Source organism: Sporichthyaceae bacterium, assembly GCA_036269075.1.
Lineage (GTDB): Bacteria > Actinomycetota > Actinomycetes > Sporichthyales > Sporichthyaceae > DASQPJ01.
Genome location: DATASX010000107.1, coordinates 1 through 23,497, shown reverse-complemented (window position 1 = coordinate 23,497; position 23,497 = coordinate 1). Strand labels below are relative to the sequence as shown.

General features: G+C 71.0%; 24 protein-coding genes. 16 read left to right on the top strand and 8 right to left on the bottom strand.

Features of this window, described 5'->3' with window-relative positions; translation table 11 throughout:
• The first annotated feature begins 108 nt into the window (after positions 1-108).
• Positions 109-1,395 carry an MFS transporter gene (locus VHU88_19870; GenBank protein HEX3613956.1) on the top strand — a complete coding sequence of 429 codons (1,287 nt, stop codon included), beginning with the start codon at positions 109-111 and terminating at the stop codon, positions 1,393-1,395.
• Here the strand turns inward: VHU88_19870 and VHU88_19865 are convergent.
• Complete coding sequence (locus tag VHU88_19865; protein HEX3613955.1) at positions 1,306-2,457, bottom strand: cystathionine gamma-synthase; 1,152 nt, start codon at positions 2,455-2,457, stop codon at positions 1,306-1,308. The two genes, VHU88_19870 and VHU88_19865, sit on opposite strands and share 90 nt — an antisense overlap.
• 55 nt (positions 2,458-2,512) lie before the next feature.
• Between VHU88_19865 and msrA the strand changes: the two genes are divergently transcribed.
• Positions 2,513-3,157 carry a peptide-methionine (S)-S-oxide reductase MsrA gene (msrA, locus tag VHU88_19860; GenBank protein ID HEX3613954.1) on the top strand — a complete coding sequence of 215 codons (645 nt, stop codon included), beginning with the start codon at positions 2,513-2,515 and terminating at the stop codon, positions 3,155-3,157.
• On the top strand, positions 3,154-3,408 hold the full coding sequence (locus tag VHU88_19855) for a Smr/MutS family protein (GenBank protein ID HEX3613953.1): 255 nt from the start codon (positions 3,154-3,156) through the stop codon (positions 3,406-3,408). Before msrA ends, VHU88_19855 begins: the two co-directional genes overlap by 4 nt.
• 19 nt (positions 3,409-3,427) lie before the next feature.
• On the opposite strand, the gene VHU88_19850 is transcribed toward VHU88_19855, so the two are convergent.
• Both VHU88_19850 and VHU88_19845 read right to left on the bottom strand, forming a co-directional pair.
• Positions 3,428-3,889: a DUF3565 domain-containing protein gene (locus VHU88_19850; GenBank protein ID HEX3613952.1), complete on the bottom strand. Its 462-nt coding sequence runs from the start codon at positions 3,887-3,889 to the stop codon at positions 3,428-3,430.
• An 11-nt stretch (positions 3,890-3,900) separates the two neighbouring features.
• Positions 3,901-4,380 (bottom strand): nitroreductase/quinone reductase family protein, encoded by a 480-nt coding sequence (locus VHU88_19845; protein ID HEX3613951.1) that lies wholly within the window; start codon positions 4,378-4,380, stop codon positions 3,901-3,903.
• A gap of 42 nt (positions 4,381-4,422) precedes the next feature.
• Here VHU88_19845 and VHU88_19840 point away from each other — a divergent pair, with 42 nt between their 5' ends.
• The 5 genes from VHU88_19840 (at position 4,423) to VHU88_19820 (ending at position 9,644) form a co-directional block, all read left to right on the top strand.
• On the top strand, positions 4,423-5,088 hold the full coding sequence (locus VHU88_19840) for a TetR/AcrR family transcriptional regulator (protein HEX3613950.1): 666 nt from the start codon (positions 4,423-4,425) through the stop codon (positions 5,086-5,088).
• 101 nt (positions 5,089-5,189) lie between these two features.
• A complete protein-coding gene (locus VHU88_19835) occupies positions 5,190-6,572 on the top strand; it encodes a cytochrome P450 (protein ID HEX3613949.1) in 1,383 nt (460 codons plus the stop codon).
• Between the two features lie 22 nt (positions 6,573-6,594).
• Entirely contained in the window at positions 6,595-7,947 is a 1,353-nt protein-coding gene (locus VHU88_19830) for a cytochrome P450 (GenBank protein ID HEX3613948.1), read from the top strand.
• 236 nt (positions 7,948-8,183) lie between these two features.
• The gene (locus VHU88_19825) at positions 8,184-8,681 is read left to right on the top strand and encodes a hypothetical protein (GenBank protein HEX3613947.1); all 498 of its coding nucleotides are present in this window, start codon (positions 8,184-8,186) and stop codon (positions 8,679-8,681) included.
• Between the two features lie 48 nt (positions 8,682-8,729).
• Positions 8,730-9,644 (top strand): sucrase ferredoxin, encoded by a 915-nt coding sequence (locus VHU88_19820; protein ID HEX3613946.1) that lies wholly within the window; start codon positions 8,730-8,732, stop codon positions 9,642-9,644.
• Here the strand turns inward: VHU88_19820 and VHU88_19815 are convergent.
• Positions 9,629-10,996, bottom strand: coding sequence for a cystathionine beta-synthase (locus VHU88_19815; protein ID HEX3613945.1), 1,368 nt, complete (start codon positions 10,994-10,996; stop codon positions 9,629-9,631). The genes VHU88_19820 and VHU88_19815 overlap by 16 nt on opposite strands.
• A 255-nt stretch (positions 10,997-11,251) precedes the next feature.
• Between VHU88_19815 and VHU88_19810 the strand changes: the two genes are divergently transcribed.
• Positions 11,252-12,274 (top strand): SGNH/GDSL hydrolase family protein, encoded by a 1,023-nt coding sequence (locus VHU88_19810; protein HEX3613944.1) that lies wholly within the window; start codon positions 11,252-11,254, stop codon positions 12,272-12,274.
• A 36-nt stretch (positions 12,275-12,310) separates the two neighbouring features.
• On the opposite strand, the gene VHU88_19805 is transcribed toward VHU88_19810, so the two are convergent.
• Positions 12,311-12,691, bottom strand: coding sequence for a hypothetical protein (locus tag VHU88_19805; GenBank protein ID HEX3613943.1), 381 nt, complete (start codon positions 12,689-12,691; stop codon positions 12,311-12,313).
• A gap of 172 nt (positions 12,692-12,863) precedes the next feature.
• On the opposite strand from VHU88_19805, the gene VHU88_19800 reads away from it, so the two are divergent.
• On the top strand, positions 12,864-13,094 hold the full coding sequence (locus tag VHU88_19800; protein ID HEX3613942.1) for a DUF4287 domain-containing protein: 231 nt from the start codon (positions 12,864-12,866) through the stop codon (positions 13,092-13,094).
• An 87-nt stretch (positions 13,095-13,181) separates the two neighbouring features.
• Here the strand turns inward: VHU88_19800 and VHU88_19795 are convergent, their stop codons facing one another.
• Positions 13,182-13,958: a Bax inhibitor-1/YccA family protein gene (locus tag VHU88_19795; GenBank protein ID HEX3613941.1), complete on the bottom strand. Its 777-nt coding sequence runs from the start codon at positions 13,956-13,958 to the stop codon at positions 13,182-13,184.
• Between the two features lie 153 nt (positions 13,959-14,111).
• Positions 14,112-14,378, bottom strand: coding sequence for a hypothetical protein (locus tag VHU88_19790; protein HEX3613940.1), 267 nt, complete (start codon positions 14,376-14,378; stop codon positions 14,112-14,114).
• Positions 14,379-14,874: 496 nt separating this feature from the next.
• Here VHU88_19790 and VHU88_19785 point away from each other — a divergent pair, with 496 nt between their 5' ends.
• The 6 genes from VHU88_19785 (at position 14,875) to VHU88_19760 (ending at position 23,078) form a co-directional block, all read left to right on the top strand.
• Positions 14,875-15,675: a polysaccharide deacetylase family protein gene (locus VHU88_19785; GenBank protein HEX3613939.1), complete on the top strand. Its 801-nt coding sequence runs from the start codon at positions 14,875-14,877 to the stop codon at positions 15,673-15,675.
• Positions 15,676-15,811: 136 nt separating this feature from the next.
• Positions 15,812-17,242 (top strand): hypothetical protein, encoded by a 1,431-nt coding sequence (locus VHU88_19780; protein HEX3613938.1) that lies wholly within the window; start codon positions 15,812-15,814, stop codon positions 17,240-17,242.
• 91 nt (positions 17,243-17,333) lie between these two features.
• A complete protein-coding gene (locus tag VHU88_19775; GenBank protein HEX3613937.1) occupies positions 17,334-19,523 on the top strand; it encodes a transglycosylase domain-containing protein in 2,190 nt (729 codons plus the stop codon).
• 123 nt (positions 19,524-19,646) lie between these two features.
• Positions 19,647-20,846 carry a S1C family serine protease gene (locus VHU88_19770; GenBank protein HEX3613936.1) on the top strand — a complete coding sequence of 400 codons (1,200 nt, stop codon included), beginning with the start codon at positions 19,647-19,649 and terminating at the stop codon, positions 20,844-20,846.
• Between the two features lie 96 nt (positions 20,847-20,942).
• Positions 20,943-21,845: an alpha/beta hydrolase-fold protein gene (locus VHU88_19765; GenBank protein HEX3613935.1), complete on the top strand. Its 903-nt coding sequence runs from the start codon at positions 20,943-20,945 to the stop codon at positions 21,843-21,845.
• 60 nt (positions 21,846-21,905) lie between these two features.
• Positions 21,906-23,078: an ATP-binding protein gene (locus tag VHU88_19760; GenBank protein HEX3613934.1), complete on the top strand. Its 1,173-nt coding sequence runs from the start codon at positions 21,906-21,908 to the stop codon at positions 23,076-23,078.
• A 7-nt stretch (positions 23,079-23,085) separates the two neighbouring features.
• On the opposite strand, the gene VHU88_19755 is transcribed toward VHU88_19760, so the two are convergent.
• The coding region (locus VHU88_19755; GenBank protein ID HEX3613933.1) for an HNH endonuclease at positions 23,086-23,497 on the bottom strand (412 nt) is incomplete at its 5' end.

Sequence of the window (23,497 nt, the reverse complement as noted above, 5' to 3'; positions counted from 1 at the left end):
CGTCGTCGAGGCGCCAGTCTGGCACGGGGGTGACCGGCCAGGAACAAGACCGACGTCTGCCGGCGTTGGCGCCCTCGTGGTCCCGGTCCCTGACGTGATGGCGCCCGCGTGCGCTCTTTGATCCGCCGCCGGAGAGCAGCCTCCGACCTGCCTCGCGAGGTCTGGGTGCTGGCCGCCGTGGCGTTCTCCGTCGCGCTGGGTTTCGGAATCGTGGCCCCGGTCATCCCGGTGTTCGCCCGCAAGTTCGGCGTCGGGCAGACCGCGGCCGGCCTGGTGATCTCCGCGTTCGCGTTCATGCGGCTGGCGTTCGGACCGACGGCCGGGGCGATCGTCAACAGGCTCGGCGAACGGCTGGTGATGGCTGTCGGCATCGGGATCGTCGCGCTCTCCAGCCTGTTGACCGGCCTGGCCGGGAACTACACGCAGATGTTGGCGCTGCGGGCGGTCGGGGGCGTCGGCTCGGTGATGTTCACGGTCTCCGCGCAATCCCTGTTGCTCGGTGCGGTGCACTCGAGCCAACGTGCCAGGGCCAGCAGCATGTACCGGGGCGGCTTCCTGCTCGGCGGGCTGACCGGGCCGGCACTCGGCGGTGTGCTCGGTGGGATCTCGCTGCGGCTGCCGTTCTTCATCTACGCCGGGACGCTGGGCCTCGCCGGCGTGATCGCACTGGCCCAACTGCACCGGCCGGGCGCGCTGGCCGACACCAAGACCCTGGACGCCACGCCGCCGGCCAAGCTGTGGCCCACGCTGCGCAACCCGGCCTACCAGGCCGCCTTGACGGTCAACGCGGCGGTGGGCTGGGCGATCTTCGGGGTGCGTTCGTCGTTGGTGCCGTTGTTCGTGGTCGAGGTGCTGCACCGGGGAACGTTGTGGACCGGGCTGGGCCTGCTGGCCAGTTCGCTGGCCGACGTGGCGACGCTGTACCCGGCCGGGCGCCTGGCCGACAGCACCGGCCGGCGGCCGATGCTGCTGATCGGCAGCGCCTGCGGGTGCGTGGCGACCGGACTTCTGGCGCTGTCACACAACCTGCCCGCGTACCTGTTCTCGATGGTGCTCTACGGGGTGACGTCCTCGTTCCTGTCGGCCAGCCCGGCAGCGGTCGTCGGCGACGTCGTCGGCGGCCGGGCCGGGACGGTGGTCGCGGTGTTCGGGATGACCAGCGACCTGGGCGCCGTGGTCGGCCCTCTTGTGACCGGCGCGCTGGCCCAGCACATCTCCTACGGCGCCGCGTTCGGATCGACCAGCGCGGTGCTGGGCCTGGGCCTGCTGATGTCGCTGCGCATGCCGGAGACGTTGCGCCGCGACTCAACCCAGCGCGAACGCCAGGTCGGCGAGCAGGTCCTCGACGTCCTCGATGCCGACCGAGAGCCGCACAAGGTCGTCTGGGACCTCTAGCGCGGAGCCCGCGACCGACGCGTGGGTCATCTTCGCCGGGTGCTCGATCAGCGACTCGACACCGCCCAGCGACTCGGCCAGCGTGAACAACCGGGCACGCTCGCAAATCTGCAGCGCGGCCTGCGCACCGCCGGAGACCCGGAACGAGACCATGCCGCCGAAATCCCGCATCTGACGGGCCGCCACGTCATGGCCCGGGTGCGCGGCCAGCCCCGGGTACAGCACCTGGTGCACCTTCCGGTGGCCCTCGAGGAACTCCACGACAGCCCTGGCGTTCGAGCAGTGCCGATCCATCCGGACGGCCAGCGTCTTGGCCCCGCGCAGCACCAGCCAGGCGTCGAACGGCCCGGCCACTCCGCCGATCGCATTCTGATGGTACGTCAGTTGTGCGCCCAGTTCGGGATCTGCGACCATCAGCGCCCCGCCGACCACGTCGGAGTGCCCGCCCAGGTACTTCGTCGTCGAGTGGTGCACGACGTCGGCACCCAAGGCCAAGGGCTGCTGCAGGTACGGCGAGGCGAACGTGTTGTCCACGGCCAGCAACGCTCCGGCCTCGTGCGCGATGCCCGCCAGCGCCGCGATGTCGGATATCCCCAGCAGCGGGTTGGTCGGGGTCTCGCACCAGATCAGCTTGGTGTTCGGCCGCAGCCCGGCCCGCACGGCGGCGAGGTCGGACTGCGGCACCGCGTCGAACTCCAGCCCCCAGCGGGCGTGCACGCGGGCGAACAACCGGTACGTGCCGCCGTAGGCGTCGCCGGGGATGATCACGTGGTCGCCCGGGCCGCACACGGTGCGCAGCAACGTGTCCTCGGCCGCCAGCCCGGAGGCGAAGGCCAGTCCGCGGGTCCCGTCCTCCAGGGCGGCCAGACACGTTTCCAGCGCGGTCCGGGTGGGGTTGGCGCTGCGGCTGTACTCGTAACCGGAGCGCAGCCCGCCCACGCCGTCCTGCTTGTAGGTGGAGACCGCGAAGATGGGCGGCACCACGGCCCCGGTCGTCGCGTCGGCCTCCTGGCCTGCGTGGATCGCCTTCGTAGCAAAGCCGTAAGCGGCCGCATCCGTCATGGGGGCCAACCTATGGCTACGGTGAAACCAGACCCCGAGAGCCACGGAGGCGGCAATGTTGTTCGGTCGCGGCGCGAAGCAGACGATGGTCACCCCCGCCGAGGCCCTGCCCGGGCGCGACGTGCGCCCGTACCCGGTCCCGGAACTGCACGCGGTCAACGGTCGACCGCTGGCCGGGCCCTACCCCGACGGCTTCGAGGTGGCGATCCTCGGACTGGGTTGCTTCTGGGGCGCGGAGCGGAAGTTCTGGCAGACCGAGGGCGTGTGGGTCACCGCGGTCGGCTACTCCGGTGGCTACACGGCCAACCCGACCTACGAGGAGACCTGCACGGCGCGAACCGGCCACGCCGAGGTCGTGCTGGTGGTCTTCGACCCCGCGGTGCTGTCCTACGAGGACCTGCTGGCCCGGTTCTGGGAGCTCCACGACCCGACCACGCCGAACCGGCAGGGCAACGACATCGGCACCCAGTACCGCTCGGCGATCTTCACGACCACCGACGAGCAGGCCCGCGTGGCCAAGGAGTCGCGCGACATCTACCAGGGTGCGCTGACGGCGGCCGGCCTCGACGAGATCACCACCGAGATCGCCCCGGCCGGGGAGTTCTACTTCGCCGAGGACTACCACCAGCAGTACCTCTTCAAGGTCCCCAACGGCTACGACTGCCACTCGGAGACCGGCGTGAAGTACCCGGGCCGGTGAAGCTCAAGCTCGACCTGCACGAGATCTACAACCGGGGCGACTCGATCGACCGGGCGCTGCGCGACGTCATCGACGAGGCGGTGCGGATCAGGGCACCGCTGGTCGAGATCATCCCCGGCAAGGGGTCCGGCCAGCTCAAGAAGCACGTGCTCCGGTTCCTGCAGCAACCGGAGATAAAGGGGCTCTACCACCGGGTCGAGAAGGACAAGGACAACTTCGGCCGGGTGTTCGTCCATTTCCGGTGGAAATAGCGCAGCCGTTGGAAGTGAGTCAGCGCCGCTTGAGGAACTCGACCTGGAAGCGGACCGGGCCGAGCAGTGCCACCTGGTGGTCGACCACCGGCGGGATCGGCTGGGTGTCGCTTGCGTGCATCTCCCGCTCCACCGCCGGATCGGTCTGCATCGAGTAATCCAGCGTGCCTTCCAGCACCCGCAGCAGGCCCCAGACACCGGCCGCGACGCGATGGGTGCGCCGCAGCCCGGCGGGCATCGTGTCCGCGTCGAACGGCCCGGCGATCCGGTCCAGGACCAGGCCGTCGGGCAGTTCCGCGCGGTCGCAAGCCGGGCAGTAGTACCCGGTGCCGATCCGCTCGCTCCGAGCGGCTTCGTCCTGCACCCAGGGCCGTGACGTCAACGGCGGCTGGTGGCGCACATGCCGACTGTGCAGGCAGTCCAGATCGGCGATCCAGTCGCCGAGGTCGTCCTGCCGGAATCCGGTAACCAGGCGGTGCATTCCCAGCCTCCTCAGGGCACGTCGTCGCGCAGCCCGAGGCGCTCGAGCACGAACACCGGGATGATCCGCGTGGTGCGGGCCGCGTAGTGCCGGAACATCGGCAGCGCGGCCGCGACGACCTCGTAGAGCCGGTCGCGTTCGACACCGGTTGCCTCGGTGGCCCGGACCCGGTAGCTCTCGGTACCGACCTCGACGGTGGCGAACGCGTCGTCGAGCAGGCGGAAGTACCAGAACGGGTGCTCGTCGGATCCCCCCTTCGAGGCGGCCACGACCAACCGCTCGCCGTCGTCAACCCAGGCCAACGGCACCAGCTCCGGGCCATCCGGGCCGGCGACGGTGAGCAGCAGCAACGGGGCCCCGGCCAACGGCCCGGACACGATCGCTCCGCCGTTGGCCCGGAACTGGGCGACGATGTCGGCGTTGAAGTCGCGCAGCGACTCCGGTGTGGCATAGATCTGCCGCGCCGTCTCGATGAACCTCTCATCGGTCACGACGCATGAGCCTAGGGCGGCGGTGCTCCTAGAGTGTCGAGCATGGCGGCGGATCCGAGTTCCTCGGCGGCACGCGGACGGCTGTCCCTGGAGCTGATCGTCGAGGCCGCGGTGCGGATCATCGAGACCGAGGGCGAGACGGCGGCCTCGATGCGCCGGATCTCCGCCGAGCTCGGCGTCGCGGCGATGTCGCTGTACAACCACGTGCCCAACAAGGCCGCGCTGCTCGACGCCGTGGCCGAGTGGGTCGGGGCGCAGATCGAGCTGCCGCCCGACCCGGACGCCGATTGGGACACCCGCGCCCGTACCATCTCCCGCGCCTTCCGCGACGTCGTGCGGCGCTACCCCAACTGCATGCAGCTGGCCATGTCCCGGGCGCCGATGTCCTGGGTCGGGTTGCGACCGCTGGAGTACGCCTACGCGATGGTCCATCAGGCCGGGTTCACCGGCACTGACGCCATCCGCGTGGTTCGTGCGGTGACCTCGTTCGTGATCGGCTCGATCGCGACCGAGACGGCCCGCATGCAGGCCGCCGCGGCGCTCAGCACGGCCGGGATGCTGCTGCCCGGCGCCGTCTCCCCCGAGGAGTTCCCGCACCTGACCGCGCTGGGCCCCAGCCTGCTCGAACTCGACCCGGAGGCCGACTTCGAGTTCGGCCTCGACCTGCTGCTGCAGGCGCTGGCCGCGGCGCGCCCCACCGAACGTTGACAGGTCGCCTTCCCCGTGGCACCGTCGGAACGTAAACTTACGCCGTAAGTCTGCGCGGTCGTCCGGTGGGGAGCCGGCCGCCCGGACCTCCGGGAGGTGCGATGGCTCCGGTGGACCAGGTGAAGTCATTCGTTCGTTGGGGTGGTCGTTACGGGCTGACCGGCGCCCTGGTGCGGGCCGGCGCCCGCAAGGGCGACCTGCACTCGCGGATGGTCATCGACCCGGCAGTCCGGGCCGATCCGTACCCGATCTACGCCGAGATCCGGGCCCGGGGCCCGGTGACGCCGAGCCGGTTCGGGCTGATCAGCGCCGACCACGGCGTGATCTCCGAGGTGCTGCGCACCGATACCTACCGCTCCGGGTTCCCGGAGACGCTGCCCGGCGGGCTCGGCCGCGTGATCGCGTGGGCCCGCGACCCGGCCGTGCTCGGCCCGGTCACCCCGCCCTCGTTGCTTGTCGTCGACGGTCCGGAGCACCTGCGCTACCGGCGGCTGGTCAGCAAGGCGTTCACCGCCCGGGCGGTCGACGCGCTGGGCGGCGACGTCGAACGGATCGCCGCCGACCTGCTCGACCGCATCGACTCCGCCGGCCCGGTCGATCTGATCTCCGCCTACGCCGCCCGGTTGCCGGTGCAGGTGATCGCCGGGGTGCTCGGCGTCCCAGCAGCCATGCAGGACACGTTCCTGCGCTGGGGCCAGGCACTCGCGCCCAGCCTCGACCTGGACATCAAGTACCGCACGTTCCGCGGCTACGAGACCGCGCTGCGGGAGCTGAACACCTGGCTGCTCGGGCACTTCGAGACGTTACGCCGCGAGCCCGGCGACGACCTGCTCAGCCGGGTGATCCTGGCCGCCCGGGCCGAATTTGCGCGCCCTGAGCCGGACGACACCGAGCTGACCCGGTCGGGCAACCGCGCGGAGCACGGCCCCGAGCTGGACGACACCGAGCTGACTTCGCTGGCCGGGCTGGTGCTCGCGGCCGGCTTCGAGACCACCGTGAACCTGATCGGCAACGCCACCGTGCAGCTGCTCGAACACCCGGAGCAGCTCGAACTGCTGCGCGCCGAGCCGAACCGGTGGGCCAACGCGGTCGAGGAGGTCCTGCGGTTCGACTCCCCCGTCCAGAACACCGGCCGGCACGCCGCCCGCGACACCGTGCTGCGCGGCTGGGCCGTGCAGCGCAACCAGTTCGTGCTGCTGTGCCTGGCCGGGGCCAACCGCGACCCCGCGGTGTTCGCCGACCCCGACCGCTTCGACGTCACCCGCGCCAACGCCAAGGAGCACCTGGCGTTCTCGGCCGGGTCGCACTACTGCCTGGGCGCCGCGCTGGCCCGCCTGGAGGGCGAGATCGGGCTGCGACTGCTGTTCGAGCGCTTCGGCGGACTGCGCTGCGCCGGCACCCCGGTGCGCCGGCCCACCCGCATCCTGCGCGGCTACGCCTCGCTGCCCGTCCGGCTCGACGCACCCGCCCCCGCCCGCACCTGACCCGCACCGCCCGGAGGTCCCGATGCCCAGCACCAGCCCAGCCGCCGCCAAGCCCCTCGCCCGGGTGCACCCCAAGGGCTTGACCCGCTGGGTGACCCGCCACGCGATCGGCAAGTTCGCCCTGGGCGTCGGGCTGCGCCGCGGCGAGGTCTACGCCCGCCTGGTCCTGGACCCGACGCTGCGCGAGGACCCGTACCCGTTCTACGCGCGGATCCGGGAGCAGGCACCGCTGGTGCCCGGCCGGTTCGCCTGCGCCACCGCGCGCCACGACCTGGTCAGCGAACTGCTGCGCTCGCCGGACCTGCACAGTGGATTCCCCATCGACGTCGCCCCGCGCCCGATGCGGGCCGTGCTGACCTGGTCCCTCGAGCCCGACCTGCTCAGCCCGATCGACCCCCCCTCCATGCTCGTCAGCGACGGCCCCGGCCACGACCGGCACCGCAAGGCGGTCAGCCGGGCGTTCACCCCCCGAGCCGTCGCCGACCTGAACGACCGGGTCGTCGAGATCGCCGACGAACTGCTCGACGGCATTGCGAAGTCCGGCCGCGCGGACCTGATCACCGACTACGCCGAGGTTCTGCCGGTCCGGGTGATCGCCGAGATCCTCGGCGTGCCCACGGCGATGCAGCCGCAGTTCCTGCGCTGGGGGCACGCCCTGGCCGCGTCGCTGGACTTCGGCCGCGACTACCGGACCATGCGGCACGCCGAGTGGGCCATGGGCGAGATGAACGCCTGGTTCCGGGAGCACTTCGCCCGGTTGCGGGTCACGCCCGGCGACGATCTGCTCAGCCGGATGATCACCACCGCGGCCGCCGAGTCGGACCCGCTGTCCGACGTCGACCTGGTCTCGATCGCCGGACTGGTGCTGGCGGCCGGGTTCGAGACCACGGTGAACCTGCTCGGCAACGGTTCGGCGCTGCTGTTCGCGCACCCGGACCAACTGGCCCGGCTCCGCGCGGAGCCGAGCGGTTGGCGCAACGCGATCGACGAGATCCTGCGCTACGACTCCCCGGCGCAGAACACGGTGCGCCACACGATCCGCGACGTGGAGATCGCCGGCGTGCCTGTGCCCCGGGGCAAGTTCATCGCGCTGGTGCTGGCCGGCGCGAACCGCGACCCGGCCGTCTTCGACGACCCCGAGCGCTTCGACGTGACCCGGGCGAACGCGCGCGAGCACGTCTCGTTCGGCGGCGGGTCGCACTACTGCCTGGGTGCCGCGCTGTCGCGGATGGAGGGCGAGGTGGGCTTCCGGATGCTGTTCGACCGCTTCGCCGACCTGCGTCCGGCCGGTCCGGGCACTCGCCGCCCGGCCCGAATCCTGCGCGGATATGCCCACCTGCCGGTCGAGGTTCGACGGGCCGAGGTCACAGCCTGAACCCAAGTCAGGACAAAAGATCGCAAACCTGACTTTCTCGACCGAAATCTACTCGGCTTTGGGCGAACCTTTCCCATCCGAACGGGCATCCTGAGGCACTTGAACGACTTTGCGCCCTCGGAACGCCACGCGTCCCGGGGGCCGCTGCCCGCCAGCAGAAAGGGACGACCCGTCCAATGACGCCCGCTTCGCGTCCCGCGCAGCCGCTTCCCCCGCGACGCCGGCGCCGAACCGGCATGGTCCTCCCGTTCCTACTGGCGCTCGGCGCCGTCCTCGGCGTCGGGGCCGCCGCGTACTCGCGTGGAGTGACCGGCAGCGGATCGGCGCACCCCAGCGGCCCCGCGCCGGTCGCCGCCGATCCGGCCGCGCCGGTGACGCAGGCCGCGCCCGCCGGATCGGCCAACCCCGGCGCAGCCGCCCTGCCGCGCACCCCGGACAACCACACCCTGAAGGTGGAGATCGGCCAGCTGTCGACGACCACCGACTACAGCGGCGTCACCCAGACCTCGCTGCCGGTGACGGTGACCAACACCGGCCCGCTCACCCACTCGTTCGACGTCACGGTCGTGGCGCTGGACAAGACCGGCCAGAAGATCACCGCCGACACCGGCACCGCGGCAAACCTGCGCCCCGGGCAGAGCGCCCAGCTGCGGGTACTGGAGATCGTCAACGACACCCTCGTCCGCGAGCTGGCGACGGCGAGCTTCCAGGTCCAGAGCGTCTTCACCTACTGAACCGCGCGGCCCCGACCCCGGCAAGCTCCCGGCCGGCAGGATCGTGCCGTGGCGACCGACGAGCAGACCTGTCGGCAGATCAGCCACAGCCACCTGGAGCCGATGACCGGGACGGCACCGCACGCGCCGGCCTGGCTGCTGGTCGAGCACTCCACCGCGTGGACGCCCAAGGCCCCGCAGGGCATCCCGTGGCCGGACGAGGTCCAGGCGCAGCTACAGGCCCGACTCGACGCCACCGGGGTACGCATCGGCCTGATCCGGCGAGTGCCTGCCGAGCGCCACCTGACCCGTCGCGGGCCGACCCAGGTGCTGCTGATCCACACCGGGCCGCAGCGCCCATGGCAGCGCACCACCCGCATCGGCGAACCCGCGCAGCTGCTCGACCTCGACCTGGCCGGGTTGGCCGCCGGGCACGAGCCGGATCTGGAACAACTCGACGGGCCGGTGCTCGCGGTCTGCACGCACGGCAGCCGCGACGCCTGTTGCGCCCGCGCGGGACGGCCGGTGGCAACTGCGTTGGCACAACGCTTCGGCGCCGCCGTCTGGGAGACCAGCCACGTCGGCGGGCACCGCTTCGCCGCGAACCTGGTCTGCTTCCCGCACGGGTTGATGTACGGCCGGGCCGCCGAGGACACCGGGCGCAGGATCGCCCAGGACTACCTCGAGGGCCGGGTCAGCCTGGACCACTACCGGGGCCGCACCTGCTGGCCGGCCCCGGTCCAGGCGGCCGAGCAGCACCTGCGGGCAGAGCTCTGCGCCACCGGGCTGGACGAGGTGACGGTCCTGGGCTGGACGCCGGGCGACCCGACGCAGGTCGACCTGCGCGCGGCCGGCACGACGCACCGTCTGCTCGTCCAGACCGTGCCGCGACCGCCGGCCCGACCGTTCAGCTGCGGGTCGGACAAGCTCGAGGTGCCGGTCGACTTCGCCATCACCGAGGTGCGCTGTCAGGAAGCCAGGTAGCCCAGCAGGTCCTGCCGGGTGATCACGCCGACCGGGCGGCCGTCGTCGAGGACGACCAGCGCGCCGGCGTGGCCGAGTTCGTGCAGGGCGATCGAGACCGGCTCGCCGGAGCCGATGATCGGCAGCGCCGGGGACAGGTGCTGCTCCAACCGGTCGGCCAGCAACGCCGTGCCCGCGAAGAGCTTGTCGAGCAGGTCGCGCTCGCCGATCGACCCGACGATCTCGGCCGCCATCACCGGCGGCTCGGCCCGGACCACCGGCATCTGGGAGACCCCGTACTCGCGCAGCACGTCGATGGCGTCGCGCACGGTCTCGTTGGGGTGCATGTGCACGAACTCCGGCGTGGAGCCGGACTTACGGGCCAGCACCTCCCCGACGGTCGCCGACCCGGCGTCGGCGGTGATGAAGCCGTAGTCGGCCATCCAGTCGTCGTTGAAGATCTTCGACAGGTAGCCGCGCCCGGAGTCCGGCAGCAGCACCACGATCACGTCGTCCGCGGTCCCCCGCGCCGCGACCTGCAGCGCCGCCGCGACCGCCATCCCGCACGACCCGCCGACCAGCAGGCCCTCCTCGCGGGCCAGCCGTCGGGTCATCGCGAACGAATCGCCATCGCTGACCGCGATGACCTCGTCGGCGATGTCACGGTCGTACGTGCTCGGCCAGAAGTCCTCGCCGACGCCCTCGACCAGGTACGGCCGCCCGGTGCCGCCGGAGTACACCGAGCCCTCCGGGTCCGCCCCGACGACGCGCACCGCGCCGCCGGAGGCCTCCTTCAGGTAGCGGCCCACGCCGGTGATCGTGCCGCCGGTGCCCATGCCCGAGACGAAATGGGTGATCCGCCCGGCGGTCTGCCGCCACAGTTCCGGGCCGGTGGTCTCGTAGTGCGACCGCGGGTTGTCCGGGTTGGAGTACTGATCGGGCTTCCACGCCAGTGGCCGTTCGCGGACCAGCAGGTCGGACACCGAGTAGTACGAGCGCGGGTCCTCGGGCGCGACCGCCGTCGGACAGACCACGACCTCGGCGCCGTAGGCCCGCAGGGTGTTGATCTTGTCGTTGGAAACCTTGTCCGGCACGACGAACACGCACGAGTACCCGCGCTGCTGGGCGACCAGCGCCAACCCGACACCGGTGTTGCCGGAGGTCGGCTCGACGATCACGCCGCCGGGCTTCAGTGCACCGCTGAGTTCGGCGGCGTCGACCATCCGGGTGGCGATGCGATCCTTCACCGACCCGCCGGGGTTGAAGTACTCAACCTTCGCCAGCACCGTCGGCGCCACGTGCGCGGCCACCGAGCGCAGCCGGACCAGCGGCGTGTTGCCGATCAGGTCCAGCACCGAGTCGACGTACTCCAACGAAGCCTCCAGAACCCGGGTGGAAATCGTCGCGGCGCGGCCGGCGTACCCACACCGTTTCGGCGAGGTTTCGGCGAGCCTTTGTGATCGGCCTCCGCCAGGGTAGAGGCGGAGCTACATTCATGATCCTGGGTCGTCGTCCGGACGATCCAACCGCGGGGCCACCCGTCGCGGCCGACGCCCGCGGGTAGCTACGGCTGCGCGGGGAGGTGCGTCGATGGGCCGCAACGACGGCGCACGGTGACCCGCGCCGCGATGGCCCGTCGCGTTGCCGCGGGCATGGCCCTGTTCACCAGCGGTGCCGCGGTGGTCGGCGGGACGTTCGCCGGGGTGCTGTTCACCGAGGCCAAGCTCGCTCGCCGGTGGGTCGGCAACCCGACCGAACTGCCCCCCAGCGACGAGGCCAGCTACGGCTTCTGTCCGGGCGAGCCCATCCGGTTCGCGGTGCTCGGCGACTCCAGCGCCGCCGGACTGGGCGTCGAACAGGGCGACGAGACCCCGGGTGCGCGGATCGCCTGCGGGTTGGCGGCGGTCTCCGAGCGCCCGGTGGAACTGGTGAACGTGGCCCTGGTCGGCGCCCGCAGCTCCGACCTGGACCGACAGGTGACCCTGGCGTTGGCGCAGCGGCCGGACGTCGCGATGATCATGGTCGGCGCGAACGACGTCACCCACCGGGTCGCGATCACCGCCGCGGTGGCCGAACTCGACGCGGCCGTGCGGCGCCTGCGAGCAGCCGGTTGCGAGGTTGTCGTGGGCACCTGCCCGGACTTGGGCACGATCAAGCCGATCGCCCAGCCGCTGCGGTACCTGGCGCGGCGGTGGAGCCGACAGTTGGCGGCGGCGCAGACGATCGTGGCCGTGCAGGCCGGCGGCCGGACGGTGTCGTTGGGCGACCTGATCGGCCCGGAGTTCTCCTCCGCCCCGCACGAGATGTTCAGCCCCGACCGGTTCCACCCGTCGGCCGCCGGCTACGCCAGCGCCGCGATGGCGGTGCTCCCGTCGGTCTGCGCGGCGTTGGGCTACTGGCCCGAGGAGGAGCGGCACCCCGACCCGGCCCGCGACGAGGGCGTGCTGCCGGTCGCGGTCGCCGCGGCCACCGCGGTGGAACGTCCCGGCACCGAGGTCTCGCCGGACGGCGCGCACGACCACGGCGGGATCTGGGGTGCGCGGGCGCTGCTGCGCCATCGCCGCCGTTCCGAGCTTCCGGACGCCGACGCCCTTGCGCCGGCGCGGGTCGATTCGCACGCGGACGGCGACCCGGCGTCCTCAGCCGCCTGACTCCTCGACCGCCTGACTCCTCGACCGCCTCACTGCTCAGCCGCCCAGCCGCCCGGACAGCGCCAGCACGGTCGCCAGGCATTCGGCAAGAACCGACCCGAGATCGCCCCGGACCGCACCGGACCAGACCGACAGCTCGGCGTCGAGTCCGTCGGCGGCCACGACCAGGTCGGCACCGGTGACGGCCAATTGATCGGCGACCACGAACGGACCGACCCACGGGACCGGCTGCACCGCGGGCGGCACGGCGGCTGCCCACGACGCGATTCCGGCCGCCGCGTCGGCCAACTTCTGCGCCAGTGCATGGCCGTCGCGGGCCGGTCCGGCCCCGGCGTCCAGGCCCGCTGTCAGCTTGCTCTCAGGAAGCCGGGACAGCTTGTCCAGCAAGGCATCCAGAGCCGTCCGGAGGTCGTCCACGAACACTTCCCCACCGGCCTCGTCGAGACCCCCGATCGGGACGAATCGTCCCAGGCAGGCGCGCTGCGGAGGGGGTGCCTTAATACCGCCCGAGTGTTTGTCCCCGAAGGCTTGTGTCACCACTCGGTATCGGGCACCTTAGTTGAATCATTCGCCATCGAGAGGCGGTCCAATGTCACTTCACCACTCCGAGGAGACGCATCAGAACCTGGTCGCACGAGTTCCGCGTGCGACCGGCAAAGAGCTCCCCGAGTGGTTCCGAGAAATCGAGGACGGCCCCGCCTTCCTTCGTTTCGACGAAAAAGTGAACTGGCTGCGCGACGAGCACGGCATCGCCCACGGGCACGCCACCGCGATCGTCCACGAGCACGACCTGCGGCGCGCCCACCGCTCGTTCCTCTGAGCGGACGCGAACACTGACGAAGGCCCCCCATCCGATCCGGACGGGGGGCCTTCGTCTTCCACTGGCGGTGCTGCTAGTGACGCAGCGTCAGTCGCGCAGGATCGAGATCAGTCGAAGCAGTTCGATGTACAGCCAGATCAGCGTCACGGTCAGCCCGAACGCTGCTCGCCAGGCCTCGGACTCCGGGGCACCCGAGCGGATGCCGCGCTCGACCATGTCGAAGTCCAGAGTCAGGTAGAGGCTTGCCATGACCGCGCCCACACCAGCGGTCAGCAGCCCCAGGCCGCCGTGCCACGGGTTGAAGCCTTGGTGGAACCCCATCAGCAGCAGGTTGCCGAGCATCAGGATCAGGTAGCCCAGCGAGGCCCCGATCAGGACCTTGGTGAACCTCGGGGAGAGCCGGACGACCCCGCTGCGGTAGAGCGCGAGCATCACCGCGAATGTGACCGCGGTGCCCGCCACGGCCTGGATGACCACGCCGGGGTGGAGTTGTTCCTGCCAGCGCGAGATCGCGCCGAGGAAGACACCCTCGATCGCCGCGTAGGCGAATGCCAGCACGGGGTTCACCCGGGCCTGCATCTGGGTGATGATGCCGACGACGAGGCCGACCAGCACGGCGGCCAGCGCCAGGCCTGGTCCTACGTTCGCGGACCAGGAGACGGCGCCGGTACCGGCCGCGACGATCAGCAGGGCGGCCGTGCGCTCGACGACGTCGTTCATGGTCATCGGGCGGGAGGCCGGATCGACCGTCCCGGGGGCCGAGCCGTAAGCACCGCGGCTGAATACGTCCGGCCGCGAGAGAACAGGGTTGCTGCTGCGCATGTCCTTGGACACCTCCGCGGCCCGCGCCGCGCGGGCCTGCATCCACCAGCGTATGCCGGAGCAACCCGGCCTGTGTGACTCGAGGGTGACGCGGCGGGTCACCGTATGAGTACGACCCGGTTAACGGCCGACGCCCGGCACCGAGTTCCCGGGGCCGGGCGACGCTTGAACAGCGCGGTCGAGGACCGACCGCGGTCAGGAGACCGGGGCGTACCGATCAGCCGCCGCGGCGAGCATGGCGGCCAACCGCCGGGCCTCGTCGGGCAGCAGATAGGAGTAAAGTTCGAGGAACCGACCGTTCTCGTCCGTGTCGGCCTGATCGGTCACGCTGAGAACGATGTAGTTGGTCTCCTCGTCGGTACCTGGATCCATCAGGTGCCCGCCGACAGTGAGATAGGTGTGGTGGTCGTCCCGGGGCACGAGTGCCTGCAGGTACTCGGTCGAGGTGACGATCTCGCTCATGGGCGTCCCACCTAGTCGACTGCGAACCGGTCGTCGCGGTGGCTTAACGACACCGCGACCCGTTGGGTGCGGTAATCCTAATTGCCCCTCACGTTCGCACCCGTCACTGCACCCCCGGCGAGTCGTGGCCGGCCTCCAGCTCGGCCCGCGACGGGTCGGGGCGCCGTTCCGCGCCCCGACCGCGCCGGGTGTCCGCGCCGACCGGGTCACCCGCGGGCGACCCGACCCCTCCTTGCGCGGCACGGCATTGTCCCCACGATGCCGCTGGCCAGACGATCCCGGCTGCACCGGGCCGGTGCAACGAAGATCGCCCGAATGGACGCATCCGGGCTGGTCAGCGGCAATCGCGAACCGGACCAACCGGGCAATCCGCCAGGTTTGGTCCACCTGCGGCCGGGAAGCCGACAGGCGGCTCCGTCGTCCGTCGACCCGGGTGATACCACCCGAATAGAGTCAGCTTGCCGTCCACTTAGCCGAACGGGGCTAACTTCCAGAAGTGGCCGTACCGCGCCGTTGGGTGCTGCAGGCCGGTTTGGTGACCGGTCTGCTGAGCGCGTGCGGCAGCGAGGTGTTCAAGGCGATCCCGACCCCGGTCGCCGCGCCCGGGAAGACGCCGGTCAGCACGCCCAACGCGGGCGTCACCGACCTCTCGCGCAACCGCCCCCCTGCAGCGGTGCGGAACGGGTACACCCCCGCAGTCGAGGTCGAGCACGGCAATCGCGGCAGCGCAAATGTTGTGCTGTCGTTCCAGGGCTCCGGCGACGCCCGCATCGCCCGCGACATGTTGCACGAGGCCGAGCGGGCACACGTCCGGGTCACCGTGCTGGCCGTCGGGACGTGGCTGCTGGCGCACCCGTTCATCGCGCACCGAATCCTGCACGGCGGGCACGAGCTCGGGAATCAGACGTACTCGCACCCGGCCGACCTGGCCCGGCTGAGCCCGGATGCGGCCTACGAGGAGATTGCCCGGTGCGCCACGGTGCTGCGCAAGCTCACCGGCACGCCCGGTACCTGGTTCCGGACCACGGGCAGCCCGCACGCGAGCAACATGGTGCTGACGCAGGCCGGCCGCGCCGGTTACGCCCACTGCCTGTCCTACGACGTGGAGACCACCGACTGGACCGACCCGGGCGCGGCGCACATCGTGGCGGCCGTCGACAAGGTCCAGCACGGATCGGTGATCAGCCTGCACCTCGGGCACGCCGGCACGTTGGCCGCACTTCCCCAGATCCTCGACCACCTGCGCCAGAAGGGCCTGACCCCGGTGACGGCCGGGGAGATGTTCGGCCTGACCTGACGGACCCAGCGCCGGCGTTCACCCGTCCGGGTGCGTGGCCCGGCATGTCGCCGCCCCGCGTAGTTGTCTGGTGCTGCCTACGTCCCGTTTGCGACGCGTATGTCCGTTCCGGGGCTCGGCGGGGAGGGGGATCGGCATGTTCGGCGTCGGCCGCCCATCCCGCCGCGCCCGCGCGTGGGCCGTGCGCCCCCTCGTCGCGCTGCTGAGCGCTGCCCTCGTGCTGACCGGTCCGGTGGCGGCCGGCCACGCCGCGACCGCCCGGCCGCCCAATCGCACGACCGACTCCGGGATCACGCCGGGCAGCAAGCCGCTGGAGATCACCACCGGTCCGGACGGCAACCTGTGGTTCACCGAGTTCGGCGCCGACCGCATCGGTCGGGTCGCGCCCGCGGGCGGGGTGCGCGAGTTCGCCGTGTCCGGTCGCCCGGTCGGGATCACTGCCGGGCCGGACGGGAACGTCTGGTTCACCGAACCCGACGTCGACAAGGTCGGCCGGATCACCGCGGACGGCACGGTCCGGGAGTTCGGCGAGGGAATCACCTCCGGCGCTCACCCGACCGGCATCACCGCGGCACCGGACGGCGCGATCTGGTTCACCGAGCCCGACGCCGACCACGTGGCGCGGATCAGCACCGACGGGATCGTCACCGAGTACGTCAGCGGCATCACCACGGGAGCGCAGCCGATCGGGATCGCCGTCGGGCCGGACGGCGACGTGTGGTTCACCGAGTCCAACCTGGACCGCATCGGCCGCATCACCCCCCAGGGCCTCGTCACCGAGTTCGGAGAGCGGATCACCGCGGGCGGCATGCCGGACCGGATCACCCAGGGCCTCGACGGCAACCTGTGGTTCACCGAGTTCAACGGCGACCGGATCGGTCGGATCACCCCGGACGGCTCGGTGAGCGAGTTCTCCGCCGGCATCACCCCGGGCGGCCACGACTTCGGCATCGCGGCGGGCACCGACGGGAACGTGTGGTTCACCGAACCGGACACCGAGAAGATCGGCCGCATCGAGCCCGACGGCGCGGTCACCGAGTACACGCAAGGCGTGGTCGCCGGCGGCCACCCGTTGGGCATCACCACCGGACCGGACGGCGCGATCTGGTTCACCGAGCCGGACGTGGACCACGTCCTGCGGGTCGACATGCCCGCGCCGTCGACGGTCCGGACGGCCGCGGCGAGCATGCCGGTGGTCAGCGTCGCCCCGGTGCGCGGGACGGCAGGTGGCGCAACCTCCTTGGGTGCCGTCCTCTACGAGGCCGGGACCGGGGTCGGCCAGCTCGCCTCGGTCACCTGGGGCGACGGGACGATCGGCTCCGCCCGGATGACGTTGATCGCCCCGGAGCGGTACGCGATCTCGGCGACCCATTACTACGCCCGGTCCGGGATGTACCGGATCACCGTCACCGTCACCGACGGCCGCAACGTCCGGCGGGCGACCGCCACCACCGACGCCCAGATCGAGCCGGCGCCGCGGCCGGACCCGTCCGGGCAGCAGCGGGTGCACACGGTGAGTGCGCAATCCGGACATCACCCGGAGCGGAGCAAGCGCCGCGCAAGTTGACGGCGTGGCCACAGCAAACTCATGGCCCCAACCCAACGCGGCGACAGCCGCTCGCAGCATCTTTGTCTGTGTTCCTTGGGGAGGGACCCGTATGAGAATTGCGCCGCGGCGAGCCAACCGCCTGGCAGCCAGAACCGCAAAGCGTCTGGGTAGCGGCGGGGCCTCGCGCCCGGGCGCGACCCGCACGGCGAAGTACGGAAATCTGTTCGGTGTCGCAGCACTTTCCGGTGCGATGCTGGCCGGGGTCGTCATGCCGGTGGTGGGTGTCGCCGCCATCGAGACGAAGAAGGCCGCGGCGTCGTTCAACAACCTGCCGGACCAATTGCCCACGCTCACCCCGGCCTCGGCCTCGGTGATCCTGGCCTCGGACGGCACGCAGATCGCCACGTTCTACGACGCCGACCGCATCAACGAGCCGCTGACGTCCATCGCGCCGTTGATGCAGCAGGCGCAGCTGGCGATCGAGGACTACCGCTTCTACCAGCACGGTGCGATCGACTTCGAGGGCACGCTGCGCGCGCTGCTGCGTAACTCGGGTTCCGGGCACCAGCAGGGCGGTTCGGACCTGACCCAGCAGTACGTGAAGAACGTGCTCATCCAGGCCGCGAACGGCGACCCGGACAAGATCGCCGCGGCGCAGGCCGACACGCTCACGCGCAAGATGCAGGAGCTGCGGTACGCCGGCGAGGTCCAGAAGGAGATGACGAAGGATCAGATCCTCGACGCCTACCTGAACATCGCGTTCTACGGCGACAACGCCTACGGCGTCGAGGCCGCTGCCCGGCACTACTTCTCCACGGAGTCGGCGAATCTGACGCTGCCTGAGGCCGCCCTGCTGGCCGGCATCGTGCAGGACCCGACGGAGTACAACCCGGTGCTGAACCCGGGGCCCGCGCTGACCCGCCGCAACGAGGTGTTGACCCGGATGCGCGACGTGGGCGACATCACCACCGCGCAGATGCAGCAGGCCCAGGCGCAGCCGTTGGGGCTGCGGGTGGAGGCCGCGCACAGCGGTTGCGACACCTCGCAATACGCGTTCTTCTGCGACTACGTCGTGCATGTGATCGAGAACGACCCCACCTTCGGGGCCACCGAGCAGGACCGCGAGAACCTGCTCTACGAAGGCGGCCTGACCATCAAGACCACGCTGGACCCACAAGCCCAGCAGTCGGCGGATGCCGCACTGGCGACCGCGACCAACCCCACCGACCAGGCTCAGGCCGCGCTGGCGACCGTGCAGCCCGGGACCGGGCGGGTGCTCGCGATCGCGCAGAGCCGGGCCTACGGCACCGGCAAGAACGAGACCACCGTGGACTACGCGGTCGACCACGTCGACGGCGGCAGCAACGGCTTCCAGGACGGTTCGACCAACAAGGCGTTCACCGCCGCCGCCGCGCTGGAGGAGGGCTACGGCACCGAGTACAAGATCGATTCGCCGAACTCGATCGGCGGGTTCGCCGCGCCGACCAACTGCGACGGCAAGCGGGTGGCCACCGGCAACTGGCACCCCGGCAACGACGAGGTGGCCACCGATTACGGTCCGGTGATCACGATGCGCGAGGCGTTGCGCAAGTCCGTGAACACCTACTTCGCCCAGCTCGAGGCCAAGGTCGGCCTGTGCTCGACCGTGCAGGCCGCCGAGGCCGCCGGCGAGCACCGCGCCGACGGGACCCCACTGCAGGAGTACCTGCCGTTCACGCTGGGCTTCAACGAGGTCTCGCCGCTGGACATCGCCGACTCCTACGCGACGTTCGCCGCGCAGGGCACGCAGTGCAACCCGATCGCGATCGACGCCATCACCAACTCGGCCGGGAAGACCCTGGCCGTCCCGTCGGCGGACTGCCACCAGGCGTTCACCCCGGCCGTGGCGAACACGGTGACCGACATGCTGCACTCGGTCATGGAGCCCGGCGGCACCGGCGCGAACGCCAACCTCGACAACAACCGGCCCGCGGCCGGCAAGACCGGTACCACCAACGGCGCGGTCGCCGTGTGGTTCACGGGCTTCACCCCGCAGATGGCGACCTCGATCTGGGTCGGCGACCCGGACAACTACGGCTACAAGATGGCCAACATCACCATCGGCGGCAAGTTCTACTCCCAGGTCTGCGGTGCGTGCGTGGCTGCGCCGATCTGGCAGCAGATGATGAACGGCGCGCTGAATGGCATGCCGGTGGTCCCGCTGCCGGCCCCGGACCCGGCCACGATCATCGGCACCCAGGGTCAGGGCGACCCCCGACAGGCGCACATCACCTACAAGTTCAAGATGCCCTCGGCCTGATCGCTCTCAGAAGACTCAAAGGAGAACGTCAGGAAGCGGAAAGTCCGGCAGCGCACCATTCTCCTCAGGCGCCGGAAACGGCGGGGGATTTCCTTTCGAGGAAGCGAAAAACGGGGGTTGGCCATGAACGAGGACATGCAGCAGCCGGAGCAGCCCGAGTCTGCCTCCTGGTGGACGGCCCTGCCGGCCGAGCAGCCGGAGAGTGCGCCGACCGCTGAGTCGGCACAGCCCTGGTCCGCCGACCAGCCGGCGCAGGCCGGCGCCGCGGCGCCCAACCCGTTCACCGCGGCGCCGTTCGGCGAGATGGGCGTCCCGGCCCGGCCGGCCGCCCGAGCGACGGTCTACCGCCGCCGCGCGGCGGTCGGTGCAGCCGCTGCCGCAATCGGCGTTGTCGCTTTCATCGCCACCCAGACGGCCAACGCCGGCAACGGCAACCTGACCGCGTCGGGTTCGTCGAGCTCCGGCCTGATGCCGTCGTGGTCCAACGGCACCCGGGTCTACTACCCGGGCGGCTTCCTGGGCCGGCGCCAGAGCGGCAGCGGGGCAAGTTCCGGCCTCAGCGGCGCCTTCGGTTCGGGCACCGCCCCGTCGAGCACCAGCCCGTCGACCGCCGCCAACCTCACCGCCGCGGAGAAGTCCGCCGGGCAGGCCGCGGAGAAGAAGGTCAGCTCCGACGTCGTCGACGTCGTGTCGCGGTTGTCCGACGGCATCGGGGCCGGCACCGGCATCGTGCTCAGCTCGAACGGCCTGATTCTGACGAACAATCACGTCGTCGACGGCGCCGAGGCCATCCAGGCCACCGACGTCGCGAACGGCAAGACCTACACCGCCCAGCTGGTCGGCCGCGACCCGACGCACGACGTCGCGGTGCTCCAACTGGTCGGCGCCAGCGGCCTGCCGGTGGCCCCGATCTCCAGCACCCCGGCCGCCGTCGGCGACACCGTCACCGGCGTCGGCAACGGCCTGGGCAAGGGTGGCACGCCGAGCTACGCGATCGGCACGGTGACCGGCCTGAACAAGTCGATCACCGCCACCGACGAGGGCGGCGGCTCCGCCGAGCGCGTCACCGGCATGATCGAGTCGACCACCGGCATCCTGCCCGGCGACTCCGGCGGCCCGCTGGTGAACACCTCCGGCCAGGTGGTCGGCATGGACACCGCCGGTGAGTTCTCCCGCGGCAACGACGACGGCCCCGCGCAGGACTCCTTCGCGATCCCGATCGCGACCGCGCTGAGCTACGCCCACGAGTTGGCGAACGGCACTGACCCGACCGGCACCACCGACTCCTCGGACGGCCTGAACATCCTGGGCCTGCCGCTGTAGTTCGATCCAGCGCCGTAAGACTTCGCGCTGCCGGAAGCCCGTATCTGATTTAGCATCAGATACGGGCTTCCTGCGTTGCCTGGGCCGGAGGATCGGATGTCGGTGACTCGCCGCGGGTTCCTCGGTCTCAGCGCCGCTGCGGCGGCCGAGGTCGCGGGGCTCGGGCCAGGCGGCTGGGCGATCTACAAGATGCATCGGCCCACCAGTCCCGAGGTCGATCAGACCCTCGCGGTGCCCGGACCGAAGGCGGCTGTTCCGACCCGCGGCAAGGTGGTCACGGGATCGTTCCCCTCGTCCCACATGAGAAACGGCCTGGTCGATGTCGCGATCTGCTACCCCTATTGGCCCAGGCCGAATGACAACCTGCCGATAGTTCTGGCGCTCTACGGGCGAGGCGACACCTACCAGACCGCGTTGTCTCCCGACGAGGTCGGCCTGCAGAAGGCTCAGGCCGCCGTAGTTGCATCCGGCGTCCCCGCCTTCGCGATCGTCACCGTGGAAGCCGGCCCGACCTCGTACTGGCACGACCGCGCCGACGGCCGCGGCGTCCAGACGATGATCCGGACCGAGCTGTTACCCGCACTCGCTCGACGGGGTCTGCACACCGACCGCATCGGTCTGCTCGGCTGGTCGATGGGCGGCTACGGCGCGCTGCTGCTGGCCGAGCGCCTCGGGTCGGCCGGTGTCGCCGCGGTGGCTGCCTTCGCGCCCGCGTTGTTCGACAGCTACCGCCACGCCTCACCGGTCGCGTTCGACTCGGCGGCCGACTTCGCGGCGAACGACGTGCCCGCCGGTGTCGCGAAGCTGGCAGGGATCCCGGTCCGGATCGTCTGCGGCAAGCAGGACCCGTTCCACGACCGGGTCCGTAAGTTCGTCGCGCTCCCCCATCAGCCGGCGGTGGTCACGTCGTTCGGCAGGGGCGGCCACGGCTTCGGCTACTGGCGTACCCAGACCGCGGAGCAGTTGGAGTTCATCGGTACCCGACTCCCGACGAGGTAGGAAGATCTAGCTGTGTGTAAGAACTCGTTACACTGACATACACACAGCTACAGTTGGCTGGTGGACCCGGTCCGGAACCCCTACTCCCCCGGCGCCGGCCTGCGCCCGCCCGCGCTGGTCGGCCGGGAGGCCGCACAGGAGTCGTTCTCGGTCGCGCTGCAGCGACTCGAGGCAGGTCGCGGCGCGCAGCCGTTGGCGCTCTACGGCCTGCGGGGCGTCGGCAAGACGGTGCTGCTGTCGAGTCTGAGCTCCGCGGCGCTGCGGCGCGACTGGTTGGTGGCGCAGGTCGAGGCCGGTGCCGGCAAGCCGCTGCGCGAAGTGCTGGCCACTGCCCTGCACGGACCGTTGAGCGACCTGGCGCGGCCGTCGGCCGGGCGCCGGGTGCTGAAAGCGCTGCGCACCGCGACGAGTTTCCGTGCGGTGCTGGATTCGGCCGGGTCGTGGAGCTTCGGGTTGGACCTGGACGAGGCCTCCGGCGGTGGCGCGGACACCGGCGCACTGGAGACCGACCTGGCCAAGCTTGTGCAGGACCTCTCCGGTGCCACGGCCGAACTCGGTTGCGGTCTCGCGCTCCTGATCGACGAGGCACAGGACCTTTCCGGTGACGAGTTGGTCGCCCTGTGCGCCACCGCCCACCAGGTCGGGCAGCAGGGCTGGCCGTGCCTGTTCGCGCTGGCCGGGCTGCCCAGCCTCCCGCGACTGCTGGCCGAGGCCAAGTCCTACGCAGAGCGGCTGTTCGCCTACCACCCGGTGGAGCACCTGCCCGAGGATGTCGCGCGGCGGGCGCTGACCGAGCCTGCCTCCGTCGAGGGCGTCGCCTGGCAGTCGGAGGCCGTGGATCACGTGATCGCGCACAGCGGCGGCTACCCGTACTTCCTGCAACAGTTCGGCCGGGACACCTGGCAGGCAGCGGAAGGACCGGACCGGATCGGCCTGAACGACGCCCGCAACGGCGTCCGGCTGGGGCAAGCCCTGCTGGACGCCGGCTTCTACCGGGTGCGTTGGGAGCGGGCGACGCCGAACGAACAGGGGTTCCTGCGCGCCGTGGCGGCCGACGGCGGTCGCAGCAGCCTCACCGCCGACATCGCCACCCGCCTCGGCAAGAGCCGCAGCGGCATCGGCCCCGCGCGCGCGAACCTCATCGCGAAGGGGATCGTCTACGCACCCGAGCATGGCTCGCTCGCCTATACCGTTCCGGGCATGGCCGAGTTCATCGCCAGACAAGCGACCTGACGCAGCGTCAGGCCGTGCGGGGTTGCGGCGGGTGCCAGTGATGGTTCCGCCGGGGCGCTCGGATCGGGTCCACCCACGCCGGGGGCCGTAGTTCGGGGTGGCCGTCCGCTGCGAATTCGGCGTCCCAGGACTGGTGATGCACGACGTCGTGGTGCCGGTCGCACAACAGCAGGAGATTCGACAGGTCGGTCGGGCCCCCGGCGGACCAGTGGATCCGGTGATGGGCCTGGCACCACGGCGCGGGACGATCGCAGCCGGTGAACACGCAGCCGGAGTCCCGGGCGACCAGGGCCAACCACTGCGCCGGGGAGACGATGCGGCGGGTGCGGCCCATGCTCAACGGGACACCGTGGGCGTCCAGGCGGATCGCGGTCAACTCCGCGTCGCAGCAGATCCGCCGCACCGCGGCATCGGAGAGA